At 71.3% G+C, this 12,129-nt stretch carries 11 protein-coding genes; 8 read left to right on the top strand and 3 right to left on the bottom strand.

Translation table 11 applies throughout. The features are described from left to right. Positions 1 to 496 precede the first annotated feature (496 nt). The gene (locus SM611_RS07840) at positions 497 to 1,000 is read right to left on the bottom strand and encodes a pyridoxamine 5'-phosphate oxidase family protein (RefSeq protein ID WP_371948379.1); all 504 of its coding nucleotides are present in this window, start codon (positions 998 to 1,000) and stop codon (positions 497 to 499) included. Positions 1,001 to 1,579: 579 nt separating this feature from the next. Between SM611_RS07840 and SM611_RS07835 the strand changes: the two genes are divergently transcribed. From SM611_RS07835 to glgX, 7 genes are all read left to right on the top strand, one after another. Beyond that, a complete protein-coding gene (locus tag SM611_RS07835; RefSeq protein ID WP_371948377.1) occupies positions 1,580 to 2,392 on the top strand; it encodes an SAM-dependent methyltransferase in 813 nt (270 codons plus the stop codon). A gap of 33 nt (positions 2,393 to 2,425) precedes the next feature. Further along, the gene (locus tag SM611_RS07830; RefSeq protein ID WP_371948375.1) at positions 2,426 to 3,286 is read left to right on the top strand and encodes a hypothetical protein; all 861 of its coding nucleotides are present in this window, start codon (positions 2,426 to 2,428) and stop codon (positions 3,284 to 3,286) included. Positions 3,287 to 3,343: 57 nt separating this feature from the next. After that, complete coding sequence (locus tag SM611_RS07825) at positions 3,344 to 3,892, top strand: DUF4262 domain-containing protein (RefSeq protein ID WP_371948374.1); 549 nt, start codon at positions 3,344 to 3,346, stop codon at positions 3,890 to 3,892. A gap of 36 nt (positions 3,893 to 3,928) precedes the next feature. Next, the gene (locus tag SM611_RS07820; protein ID WP_371948372.1) at positions 3,929 to 4,513 is read left to right on the top strand and encodes a GNAT family N-acetyltransferase; all 585 of its coding nucleotides are present in this window, start codon (positions 3,929 to 3,931) and stop codon (positions 4,511 to 4,513) included. Positions 4,514 to 4,764: 251 nt separating this feature from the next. After that, the gene (locus SM611_RS07815; RefSeq protein WP_371948371.1) at positions 4,765 to 5,442 is read left to right on the top strand and encodes a hypothetical protein; all 678 of its coding nucleotides are present in this window, start codon (positions 4,765 to 4,767) and stop codon (positions 5,440 to 5,442) included. A gap of 39 nt (positions 5,443 to 5,481) precedes the next feature. Then, positions 5,482 to 7,794, top strand: coding sequence for an N-6 DNA methylase (locus SM611_RS07810; RefSeq protein ID WP_371948369.1), 2,313 nt, complete (start codon positions 5,482 to 5,484; stop codon positions 7,792 to 7,794). Positions 7,795 to 7,881: 87 nt separating this feature from the next. Beyond that, on the top strand, positions 7,882 to 9,972 hold the full coding sequence (gene glgX, locus SM611_RS07805) for a glycogen debranching protein GlgX (protein ID WP_371948367.1): 2,091 nt from the start codon (positions 7,882 to 7,884) through the stop codon (positions 9,970 to 9,972). Between the two features lie 155 nt (positions 9,973 to 10,127). Here the strand turns inward: glgX and SM611_RS07800 are convergent, their stop codons facing one another. Beyond that, complete coding sequence (locus SM611_RS07800; RefSeq protein WP_371948365.1) at positions 10,128 to 10,529, bottom strand: hypothetical protein; 402 nt, start codon at positions 10,527 to 10,529, stop codon at positions 10,128 to 10,130. Between the two features lie 147 nt (positions 10,530 to 10,676). Here SM611_RS07800 and SM611_RS07795 point away from each other — a divergent pair, with 147 nt between their 5' ends. Continuing rightward, complete coding sequence (locus SM611_RS07795; protein WP_371948364.1) at positions 10,677 to 11,396, top strand: pyrimidine reductase family protein; 720 nt, start codon at positions 10,677 to 10,679, stop codon at positions 11,394 to 11,396. Here SM611_RS07795 and SM611_RS07790 read toward each other — a convergent pair. Beyond that, the gene (locus SM611_RS07790) at positions 11,378 to 12,076 is read right to left on the bottom strand and encodes a dihydrofolate reductase family protein (RefSeq protein ID WP_371948363.1); all 699 of its coding nucleotides are present in this window, start codon (positions 12,074 to 12,076) and stop codon (positions 11,378 to 11,380) included. The two genes, SM611_RS07795 and SM611_RS07790, sit on opposite strands and share 19 nt — an antisense overlap. Positions 12,077 to 12,129: the final 53 nt, after the last annotated feature.

Below are 12,129 nucleotides of genomic sequence, written 5' to 3'. Positions count from 1 at the left end.
CACCTTGGGTTCGAAGGCGCCCTTGACGGTTTCGGCTTCGGCGACGGTGAGCCGCGCGCTTTTGGGGATCGCCGGTGCCGTATACGTCGATCACCTCCTGAAAACGCCTCCGGGCACTGCTGGTGCGAAACCTCACCCAAGCGACCGAGACGAGGGCGGTGTTCCCACGTCGATCCGCGATGGCGAACAGGGCTCGCTGCAGCGACGTGCATGGGTCGCGCAGGAGGGATCGCCGCACCTCACCGTATGTGACGCGCACACACCCCCGGTTCCGCGGGCCGGTCTTTTGTTTTAATCGCCGCATTCCCATACGGCGCCACGCTTCGTCGGACTTGCCTTTGCGGGCTGACCGTTTCGCATCCGATTTACGCACCTTGACGGTCTCCACGATCTCGGCGATTCCCCTACGACGTCCGACTCCGGACGCCGGATCTCCGAGCGGCGAAGCAGTGGGGCACGGAACGCGGGGATCGACCGACGCCGGTGGGGGCGCGACTCACTGAGCCAGCACCTGCCGCTCTTCGCGCTGCCGGACCAGCTCCTCGACCGCGGTCGGCAGGGTCGTCTCGAAGTCGATCAGCTTCGCCCAGGTCGGGGTGACGACGATCCGGACCATGCCGTCGTAGAGCGAGTGGACCCCGGCCTCCCACTCGACCCGCTGCTCGGGCGTCATCTGGTAGCTGCCGTTCATCTGGAGGTACTCGTCCGGGATGCCCTCGACGAGGTCCAGTTCGGCCCGGCCGCGGATGAGCAGGAGCTTCGGCGGGTGCACCTCGGTGTCGATGGTCAGGGCGACCATCGGGTTCGCGCGCAGGGACCGGAGCTTCGGCGCGTTCGTCGCGGTGCACATGACGATCTCCGCACCGTTCCAGGTGAACCCGATCGGGATGTTGCGCGGCGTGCCGTCCTCGGCGACGTAGGCGAGGCGCGTCAGGTCGCGGGCCAGCAGTTCCTGGCTGAGCGGCCGGTTCAAGATCTCGGTGATCTGGTTCTGGTCCATCGTCGTTCCTCCGTCTGCCGGGCGGCCCTTCTGGCCGCTGCCATCCCTGGGACGAAGCCCGCCGGCCGTTCTCGACATCCTGGGCGTACTGACTTCGAGAAGGGCGTGCCATCTGTGGCGGGACGGCCAGTCATGCGCCGGTCAAGCCGCGGATCGTCAGCGGGCGAACGGGGTCCGGGGCGAATGTCGCACCTGCCCGGGTACTCGCCGAGGAGTTCCAGGACGTCCCGCTCGCGCGATGTCGGTTCCCGCGGGCGGGCGAGGTCGGCGGGGTCGATGCGGCGGGAGCGGCGGTGGGCGACGTAGCCGCCGAGGGCGGTCACGCGTTCGGACGGCCCGGCCGGGCCCGTCCCCGGACCCGGCGCGGGCGCGACGGTTCGGCCGGCATTTCCCGCTCGCGAATAGGCGGAGTCGGCATGAACGGGCTTTTGCATTTTTGTTTCGGCCGCCTCAGGCGTGCGACCTGCCCCCCCAGGTAAGGGGGCATACCACCTGTCCGCTTCTGGCGGTTTCGGCTGACAAGTCGGCGTCGCGCGTGGGATCATGAGCCGATTCCGGCCTCCATGATCGAGGTATGCGATGAGCACTGATGGCCCTTCTTCCCCGCCCTACGACACCGGCACGCCCTCGCCCGCGCGGATGTACGACTACTTCCTCGGAGGCAAGGACAACTACGCCGCCGACCGGGCGGCCGCCGAGCAGGTCAAGGCCGCCGTCGGGGACGTGCTGTGCCATGCCACCGTCTGGGAGAACCGCCGCTTCCTGCAGCGGGTCGTCCGCCATTTGGCCGAGGCGGGCATCGACCAGTTCGTCGACCTGGGCACGGGCCTGCCCACGCAGGGCAATGTGCACGAGATCGCGCAGGAGGTCGTCCCCGAGGCCCGGGTCGTCTATGTGGACAACGATCCCATCGTGCTCGCGCACGGGCGGGCGCTGCTGGCCACCAACGCGACCACGACCGTCATCACCGCCGACGTGCGCGACCCCGAGGCGATCCTGGAGCACGAGGAACTGCGGGCCCTCATCGACTTCTCCCGTCCGGTCGCCGTCCTGTCGATCGCGCTGTTCCATTTCATCCCCGATGACGACGACCCGGCCGGCATCGTGGCGGCCTTCCGGAAACTGCTGAGCCCGGGCTCCTACTTCGCGCTGTCGCACCTGACCACGGACGGAACGCCCGAGGAGGAACTGGCCCGCGTCGTCGAGGTGTACCGGAAGGCCACCAGCCCCATCGTGTTCCGCCCGCCGGAGCGGATCATGGAGTTCTTCGAGGGCTTCGACCTGGTCGAGCCGGGACTCACCCGCCCGTGGAAGTGGCGTCCGGAGTACGGCCCGGAGGGGCCGCAGACCGACTCGCTGTACGCCGGGCTGGGCCGGCTGGCCACCGGCTGACGCTCCAGGGCATCGCCGACGGTCGGAGATCCGGTGTCCATTCGGCGGCTGGCCGCGCTCGCGGTGGCGCTGCTCGCGCTCACCGTCCTCGCGGGCTGCGGCGGCGGGGGCGTGCCGCCCCCGCAGCGGGCGCGGGTGGACGTCGCCGTTCTCGATGACGGCGGCGCCGAGGTCGAGCTGCACGCGGCGGGACGGCTCTCGTCGGACGCCGAGGTGCGCGCGCTGGCCGGAGGCATCGCCCGGGACCTGTTCCCGGAGGCCGCGAAGGTGCGTGTTCGCACCGGGAAAGAGCGCGGTGCCCCGTTCGCCCGCGCCGAGGTCGGCGGCGCGTATCGGCCGGGCCGGAGGCCGTCCCTGCGGATCGACGCGTCCGGGGCGCTGCGGCGGCTCACCGCTGAGGGCTTCGAGGACACGGCCCTGAGGCTGCGCGTCCCGCCGGTGCCGGCCACGGTCCGGGCCGGCGGGGACGCGACGGGGCGGCGCGCGTGGCGGCTGCGCGAGGGCGCCCCCGCTCCCGTCCTGGCGGTCGGGATGAGGCCGCGGCCCGCGCGCTGGTGCGGGGCGATGGCGCTGCCCGTGCTCGGCGCGCTCGGCGTCGCGCTGGCGTTCTTCGTGCGGCGCCGCGCCCTGGCGGTCCCGGCGGCCGGCACCGCCGTCGCGGCCGGGGTCCTCGCGGTCGTGCTCGCGGCTGGACGGCAGGGCGCCAACCTCGGCGTCGCGGGCCTGCTCGGCGGGACGGCGCTGAAGCTGGCGTCCGTCGCGCCGCTGGTCGCCGTGCCGCTCGCCCTGCCGGCCGCGATGCTGCTCGGCACCGTGCTCGTCCGGTGGCTCGCCGGCCCGCGCGCCGCCGCCGGGCGCGAGGCGCGGCCCAGGGACAGCGGCGTGTTCTGGTGACGCCGCGGTCGGGGGACCGACGCCGACCCAGGGTCGATTGATCGTAAACTGAGGGTCATGTCCGGCGACCGCCCCCCGTGCACCTGCGTGATCTGCCGTGACTACGGCGACCGCGACCGCCTGGACAACTTCCAGCTCCGCACGATCGTGCACATCTCGCAGTACGGCTGGAGCGTCGTCCTCGTCCAGCCCGACGCGGACGGGCCCGGCTGGGCGTACACGGTCGGCCTGTGGCACAGCCACGGGGCGCCCGAGCTGGCGATGTTCGGCGGCGACGTGTACGAGACCGAGGAGGTCCTCAACGCGCTCGGCCGGCAGGCCGCCGAGGGGAACGCCCCGGCGGACGGCGAGCGCCGCGACGGCGTCGTCCGGGGGCAGCAGGCCGCCTTCCGGGACGTCGACCCGCACTGGTACGACGGGCTGTTCGCCGGGGCCGTGGCGTTCTACCGGCGCCCGCCGCTGCCGATGCTGCAGGTCGTCTGGCCGAACCGGGACGGCCTGTTCCCCTGGCAGCCCGGCACCGACCTGCCGTTCCGGCACAGCCAGCCGTGGCTGTGGCTCAACCCGAAGCAGCACCCGGCCGGCGTCTGGACACGGCGCCTCTGACCGCCCCGGCGGGCCGGCCGGGCATACGATCGGCGGGTGTACGGGCCGATCGCCGCGACCATCCGTACCCAGCGCCTCGTCCTGGAGCCGCTGGCGGTCCACCACGCGGACGAGATGGCCCCCGTGCTGGACGACCCGCGCCTGCACCGCTTCATCGGCGGCGAGCCCCTCACCCGCGACGAGCTGCGCGCCCGCTACGCGCACCTGGTCGCGGGCCCGGCGCCGTTCCACCAGGAGTGGTGGCTGAACTGGATCGTCCGCCGCGCCCGGGACGGGCAGGCCGTCGGCTACGTCCAGGCGACGGTCACGCCCGCCGCGTCCGGCTTCACCGTCGCTCCCCCGTCCGCCGGGTCGACGGTCACGCAGGGCCCGCCGCGGCACATCGCGTCCGTCGCCTGGGTCATCGGCATGCCCTACCAGGGGTTCGGCTTCGCCACCGAGGCGGCCCGCGCCCTGCTGGACTGGCTCCTCGCCCAGGGGATCGACGGCGTCGTGGCGACGATCCACCCCGGCAACCGCGCGTCCGCCGCCGTCGCGTCCAAGATCGGCCTGCGCGCCACCGGGGAGACCAGCGGCGACGAGGTCGTCTGGCGCCTCCCAGCCGATCCAGGCGGGGATTAACAAAAACGCCACTGGCAATGCGGTTGCGCCGCCCGGCGCGAGGCCATAGCATCCTTCGTGTCACACGGATGCGGTGCGGCCTCCGGGCCGGCCACCGGACTTCATAAAAGGCTGTGCCCCGGGCGGCATGCTCAGCAGAGGCGGACCCGGGGCTTCCAGTCACGACTATAGCACCCGTGCTCCACGGCACCGCAGACCGACTGCGCAGTCCAGGGGCAGTCGCCCATCCTTCTAAACGAGAAGGGCACGTCGTGAACGGCCACCCCCCTGTCTGGCTCCACCAGGCGCTGTCGCGAGCACGATTCACGTCCTATGTCGCGGCCGCTGCGGGCGACCCCGAGCGGGCGCAGAGACTTTACTGGTGGAACTTGCAGGCGTCAGCGGCGTTCTATGGCCCGCTGCACTGCCTGGAAGTGGCGTTGCGCAACGCGCTACACGAACGCCTGCGGGAGAAGTACGGCCGGGAGGACTGGTGGAGCGCGGCCCCCCTTTCCCCGGAAGGGAGACGCAAAGTCGAACGGGCGCGGGCCAACGCGCGCCAGAACTCCGCTCGCCGGGCGGGAGCGCGCCCCCTCGTCCCCGATGATGTGGTCGCCGAACTCACTTTTGGCTTCTGGGTGGAACTTCTCAGCCGCCGCAACGACCGGTTGTTCTGGGTGCCCTGTCTCCATCGCGCGTTCACTGGCTACTCGGGTCGTCGCGACAGGCTGCACAGGGATTTGCTCTCCATGGTGCTACTCCGCAACCGCGTGATGCACTACGAGCCCATCCACCACCGTGACCTGGCGAAAGACCATCAGACCGTCTACCGGCTGATGCAGTACATCTCACCGGAACTCGCAGGAGAGGCGCGGCGGCTCGATCGCGTTCCCGACGTACTCGCTCGCAGGAACGACGTCTGCGCCGGTGTCCATTCGTCCAGCTTCTAGGAGGCGGTTGCCGTGATCGCTCCAGGAACACTGGTGTCCATGGCCGACATCGCCCGCCGCACCGGTGTCCAACGGCCGGCGGTGACGAACTGGCGCCGCAGGCACGCCGATTTCCCCGCGCCCGCGGAGCGTTCACCGCAGGAACTGTTCGATGCCGCGGAGGTCGCTCGGTGGCTCGACACCAGACGCGTGTCCGCGAAGGCCCTGCGCCCGGACGAGCCACCGGGCAGCACCTTCGGGGAACGATTCCGCCGGACATACGAGGCCGGAAGTCCTGATGCCGCCGCTTCCGCGTCCATGAGCCGTGTCCGCGGCGTTCCGGTCGAGGCGCGTGCCTCTCACCCTCCACCGCATCTGGACCCCGACGAGGAGCAGGCGCGTCGGCTCAGTTCTCTCCTCATGGGGCGTTCCCGCGCACTCAGTGGTGTCGGCGACCCCGCCGCCTACACCGATGTAGTGCTCATCTTGCTTTACCTGCGGTCCGCGGACCCGCAGGGCTGGTCGTGGCTGGCATCGGAATCACGCGGCGGCCGGGACTTCATCGACGTGCTGCGGGAGACGGTCCACCGGCACGTCGGTGAGCGGCCCACGCGTAAGTGGCTCTCGCAGCCCGCCATGCGGGTGGCCGATGGGCTTCCCCCGGCCGCCCACTGGGACCCCATCCCCCTGATCGACCTGGTGGACTCCCTGGCCGCTGCGCACTCCGCGCCGTCGGCCACGCTGGTCGCCCGCCTGATCATCCGGCTTCTCGATGAGACCGTCCGCCAGGAGGGTCATCGAGGCGGAGAGTTCCGCACGCCACAATCGGTGACCGAACTCGTGGCCGGTCTCGCGGCGGCGGACCCAGACGATCGCGTCCTGGATCCGTGCTGCGGATCCGGCGATCTGCTGCTCTCCGTGGCCGCCCCGGTGAAGACATCGACTTCGGCACCGGTGACCGGAAGAGCACTGTCGCCGAGACCGGCGCTATGGGCGGGCATCAACCTCACTCTGCACGGTGTCCCGGCGCTTCTCTCATCCGATGCCCTGGACGATCTTCGCCGCCCGGCCGAACCCGACGAATCCTATGATCTGATCGTCTCGAATCCACCGTTCGCGATGCACTGGGCCGACCGGGTCGTACCGGGGGACCACCGCTGGGTCTATGGCACGCCGCCCGGCAACAACGCGAACTTCGCCTGGCTCCAGCACATCGCCGCCCGGCTGGCTCCGGGCGGCAGGGCCGTCACCGTCATCCCGCCCAACGCGACCTTCTCGACGCGCAAGGCCGACAGCACCATCCGTGCGGGCATGATCGAAGACGGACTCGTGGCATGCGTGATCCTGCTGCCCGGGGGCTTGTTCGCCAGCACCGGCATCCCGGTCACCATCTGGGTCCTCGAGAAGGGCCGCTCGCGCCGGGACGTTCTAATGATCAACGCCGGCGGTGCCGCCGAGAGCGATTTCCCGGAGATCATTCGCATTTACCGGGAGTGGCGGAGGGGCCGGGGCGAAGGCACGCGTTCGATTCCGGCGCGGGCGGTCGGCCTGGCCGAACTCCGCGCCGCAGGACACTCCCTCTCTCCCGGGCAGTTCTTGTCTTCCGGGAGAAGCGGCATCGACCGGCGGGAGGCGGCTGAGATCCTCCGGCTCTCAGCCGCGCTCATCGCTCGTCTTGCCGCGTCCGCCAGACGCATCGACGACGAGGTCACGACGCTGGCCGGCGCCCTCGCCGGCCAGGGGCCCGGAGAGGGCGGCCACGGTGACGGATGGCTCCGGACCCCGCTCGGACGACTGTGCACCGTCCAGCCCGGTCCGCCGAGAACACGGCTCCCGGGCGGGGATCCAGCGGTCCCCGTCGTCACGGCGAGGCAGATCCGGAACCGCCGCATCCATGACGAGGGCATCGAGCACACGACGGCGGAGTTCGCGGCATCGGTGCCGCAATGCCGCCTGATGCCGGGTGACCTCGTATCCGTGCGAACCGGAACGATCGACCGCGTGGCGCTGGCGGACGACCGGCACACGGGCTGGCTGATCGGAAGCGGCTGCGTCCTTCTTCGCCCGCGCGGCGAGATCCTCCCCAGCTACCTGCTGCATTACTTGAGCCACCCGCAGGTGGTCGAATGGGTCCGCCGCTCGGCCACGTCCGCCGTGCTCCCCACGATCAGCATCCGGAGGATCCGCGAGCTTCCGGTGCTCCTGCCGCCCATCGAACGGCAGCGGGAGATAGTCGGTTTTCTCAACGCGCTCGATGAGTCGATCGTCGCGCACGACGCCATCCTGGGAGCGGCGCACGAGATGCACACGGCCGCTCTGGGCGCCCTGCTCGGCGACGTCGAGTCCCAGGCCGGACCGGCCGCCCCGGCGTGACACTCTGATGGCGGGCCGTGGCGCGCGGCACGCGCCCGGTTAGGCGACAATCGACGGGGCGGAACGGACCGGCCGGGAGGGGAGAGCATGCGGGAGGTGTGGCCAGGGGACCCCTATCCGCTGGGCGCCACCTGGGACGGCACGGGCACGAACTTCGCGCTGTTCTCCGAGGTGGCCCGGCGGGTCGAGCTGTGCCTGTTCGACGCCGACGGCAACGAGACGCGGCGCGAGCTGCCCGAGGTCGACGGGTTCGTCTGGCACGGCTACCTGCCCGGCGTCGGCCCAGGCCAGCGCTACGGATACCGGGTGCACGGGCCGTTCAGCCCGCGCGACGGGCACCGCTGCAACCCGTCCAAGCTGCTGCTCGACCCGTACGGCAAGGCCGTCGAGGGCGACGTCCGCTGGCACGAGTCGCTGTTCTCCTACCGGTTCGACGACCCCGACGCGCTGAACGAGGACGACAGCGCCCCCCACATGCCGAAGAACGTCGTCATCAACCCGTTCTTCGACTGGGCGGACGACCGGCCCCCGCGCGTCCCCTACCACGAGAGCGTCATCTACGAGGCGCACGTGAAGGGCCTGACGAGGCTGCACCCGGGCATCCCGGAGGAGCAGCGCGGCACCTACGCGGGCCTCGCGCACCCGGTGATGATCGACCACCTGCTCGACCTCGGCGTCACCGCCGTCGAGCTGATGCCGGTGCACCAGTCGATCCCCGAGCACGCGCTGGTGGCGCGGGGGCTCGACAACTACTGGGGCTACAACACGATCGGGTTCTTCGCGCCGCACAACTCCTACAGCTCGTCCGGGCAGTACGGGGAGCAGGTGCTGGAGTTCAAGGCGATGGTCCGGGCCCTGCACGAGGCGGGCATCGAGGTCATCCTGGACGTCGTCTACAACCACACCGCCGAGGGCGACCACCTGGGCCCGACGCTGTCGTTCCGCGGCATCGACAACTGCTCGTACTACCGGCTGCGCGACGACGACAAGCGCTACCACCTCGACTACACCGGGTGCGGGAACTCGCTGAACGTCCGCAACCCGCACGCGCTGCAGCTCATCATGGACTCACTGCGCTACTGGATCCTGGAGATGCACGTCGACGGGTTCCGGTTCGACCTCGCCTCCGCGCTGGCGCGGGAGCTGCACGACGTCGACCGGCTCGCCGCGTTCTTCGACCTCGTCCAGCAGGACCCGGTCGTCTCGCAGGTGAAGCTCATCGCCGAGCCGTGGGACGTCGGCGAGGGCGGCTACCAGGTCGGCAACTTCCCGCCGCTGTGGACGGAGTGGAACGGCAAGTACCGCGACACCGTCCGCGACTTCTGGCGCGGCTCCTACGCGACCATGCCGGAGTTCGCGTCGCGGCTGACCGGGTCGTCGGACCTGTACGAGCACAGCGCGCGGCGGCCGTTCGCGTCCATTAACTTCGTGACCTGCCACGACGGGTTCACGCTCACCGACCTCGTCTCCTACGACCACAAGCACAACGAGGCCAACGGCGAGAACAACCGGGACGGCACGGACGACAACCGCTCCTGGAACTGCGGTGTCGAGGGGCCCGCCCGCGACACCGCCGTCCTGGAACTGCGCGCCCGGCAGCGCCGCAACTTCCTCGCCACGCTGTTCCTGTCGCAGGGCGTGCCGATGCTCTCCCACGGGGACGAGCTCGGCCGCACGCAGAAGGGCAACAACAACGCCTACTGCCAGGACAACGAGCTCGCCTGGGTCCACTGGGAGGACTCCGACGACATGGAGTTCGTCCGGACCCTGTCGCGCCTCCGCCACGACCACCCGGTGTTCCGCCGCCGCCGCTTCTTCACCGGGACGGGCCGCGGCGCCGCCGCCGACATCGCCTGGCTCACCCCCGCCGGCGAGACGATGACCGACCAGGACTGGAACGTCGGGTTCGCCAAGTCCCTCGGCGTGTTCCTGAACGGCGACGCCATCACCGAGCCCGACCCGCGCGGGCGCCGCGTCCGCGACGACTCGTTCCTGCTGCTGATCAACGCCGGCTCGGAGCCGGTCGAGTTCACGCTGCCGGGCGCCGAGTACGGCGAGCGCTGGGAGTTCGCCCTCGACACCGCCGAGCCCGGCACGGTCGGCGAACGTCCCCGCGTCAAGGCCCGCGACGTCGTCCGGCTGACCGACCGCGCCCTCCTCGTCCTGCGGCGGGCCTAGAGCCCAGGGGGCGGCCCCTGGAACCCCCGTCGACGACGCAGGCGATCTTCACACCGCGTTGCGGCCTTTTGTGGCTGTGCGGGCGTGGACGCATCGCTGCGGTCGCCTGCGCTCGCTCCGCCTGCCCGCCCCCAGTCCGCCGGGGTCTCTAGTGGTTAGGCGCGGGTCACCCCGATGGCGGTCAAGAAGACCAGGACGACCGTGGCGACCGCGACCGCGCCGTGGACGGCGACGGCGATGGCCGGGAACGCCTGCTCCGCGCCGCGGGCGTGGCGGCCGCCGCCTCCGACGAGCCAGCGGGTGAACAGCATGAAGCCCTGCAGGGCCACGACCAGCAGGACCGCGAACGCGAGCCACGCGTATCCGGCGGTCCCGGTCGCCAGGTAGGCGATCCAGACGGCGAGACCGCCGACGGCCGCCAGCGGATGACCGACCACGAACAGGACCGGGAACCGCGTCACCTTCGTCGAGCGCCCCCCGCGCAGCATCCAGATGACCAGCAGGTAGCAGCCCGCCCCGGCGGCCAGAATCCACGCGCCCAATGCCGCGAACCCCACCCCCCGCTCCCTTCTCTGAACTCTTCCTCCCCGTCCCCCAGGGCAAGTGTCGCCTCCCGGCGCTCCCGGCATGACGGATTCGTACAGATTGGTGCACAGACGGTCATCCGTCCGGTCTGACGGGATGTGCAGTAGCTTGAACCATCTATGCGCACTCTCTCTCCGGAGCCCGGCGAGGTCGACCTCACCGAGCGCTACGCGTATCCGCCCGGCGCCACCTGGATGCGGGCCAACATGGTCGCCAGCCTGGACGGGGCGGCGCAGCGCGACGAGCGCAGCGGCGGCCTCGGCAACCCCGCCGACCAGCACCTGTTCCTGCTGCTGCGCGGGCTCGCCGACGTCGTCATCGTGGGCGCGGGCACGGTGCGCGCCGAGGGGTACGGGCCGGTCAGGCCCAGCGAGGGCTGGGACGGCGTCCGCGAGGGGCGGCCGCCCGTGCCGCCGATCGCGATCGTCTCCCGGACGCTCGACCTCGACTTCGACGCGCCGATCTTCACGGAGGCGCAGGTCCCGACGATCGTGCTGGCGACCGCGACGGCCGACCCGGCCCGGCTGAAGGCCGCGCGGGAGCACGCCGACGTCATCGTCGCCGGGTACGACTCGCTCGACTTCCCCGCCGCCGTGCGGGAGCTCGCCTCCCGCGGCCACCGGCGCCTGCTGTGCGAGGGCGGTCCGGCCGTCCTCGCACAGGTGGTGGGGGCGGGGCTGCTGGACGAGCTGTGCCTCACGCTGAGCCCGATGCTGCTCGCCGGGCACGCGACGCGCATCCTGAACGGTCCGCCGGTGCAGGTTCCGCCGGAGATGACGCTCGCCCACGCACTGCAGGACGAGGAGTTCCTGTTCCTGCGCTACACCCGCAAGCGGTAGCGGACGAACAGCACGCCCTCGTCGATGTAGAGGGCGGCGGGGTCGAGCGGCACCTCGGCGTCCAGGTCGTCCAGGAGGCGGGTGTGGCGGGGGCCGCCGAGAAGGGCCGGGGCGATGTTCAGGCACAGCTCGTCGACGAGCGACGCGCGGATCAGCGCGGTCGCTAGGGCGGGGCCGCCTTCGCAGAGGAGATGCTCGTAGCCGAGGTCTTCGCGGAGGGCCGTGACGGCGGCGGGGAGGTCGACGTCGTCTTCGCCTTCTGCGACGACCTGGATGCCGCGCGGGGCCTTCCCCCGGTTGTTCTGCGACGTCACCACGATGGTGGGCGTCTCGGCGTCGGTGAACAGCGGGAGCGTCCAGTCGAGGTCGAGGGAGCGGCTCACCACGACGATGGGGGCGGGCGGGCCGCCGCGGCGCGCCCGCAGATCGTGGCGCAGTCGGGCGGGGCCGAGGCGTCCCGTGCGCACCGTGCCCGCGCCCACGAGGATCGCGTCGGTCAGCGCGCGCAGGGCCCGCAGGACGCGGAAGTCGGCGTCGCCGCCGAGCCCGTCCGTCCAGCCCTCGGCGTCGGTCGCGGAACCGTCCACGCTCATGACCATGCCCAGCCGCAGCCCGGGCTGGTCGCCGTAGGCCTCGTACGGGTCGACGCCGGCGGCGGGCTCGGGCAGCAGACGGCGCATGACCTGCACGTTATCGGACGCCCCCGGGATGGTGTTCTGTCGGTGCCGGGGCG

Source organism: Actinomadura monticuli, assembly GCF_041463655.1.
GTDB classification, from domain to species: Bacteria; Actinomycetota; Actinomycetes; order Streptosporangiales; family Streptosporangiaceae; genus Spirillospora; species Spirillospora monticuli.
This window is presented reverse-complemented; position numbering and strand designations above follow the sequence as displayed.

Coding starts and splice junctions, on each gene's coding strand:
- glgX (WP_371948367.1), top strand. CDS start 7,882: ATGCGGGAGGTGTGGCCAGGGGACCCCTATCCGCTGGGCGCCACCTGG.
- SM611_RS07835 (WP_371948377.1), top strand. CDS start 1,580: ATGAGCACTGATGGCCCTTCTTCCCCGCCCTACGACACCGGCACGCCC.
- SM611_RS07790 (WP_371948363.1), bottom strand. CDS start 12,076: ATGCGCCGTCTGCTGCCCGAGCCCGCCGCCGGCGTCGACCCGTACGAG.
- SM611_RS07810 (WP_371948369.1), top strand. CDS start 5,482: ATGGCCGACATCGCCCGCCGCACCGGTGTCCAACGGCCGGCGGTGACG.
- SM611_RS07840 (WP_371948379.1), bottom strand. CDS start 1,000: ATGGACCAGAACCAGATCACCGAGATCTTGAACCGGCCGCTCAGCCAG.
- SM611_RS07795 (WP_371948364.1), top strand. CDS start 10,677: ATGCGCACTCTCTCTCCGGAGCCCGGCGAGGTCGACCTCACCGAGCGC.
- SM611_RS07825 (WP_371948374.1), top strand. CDS start 3,344: ATGTCCGGCGACCGCCCCCCGTGCACCTGCGTGATCTGCCGTGACTAC.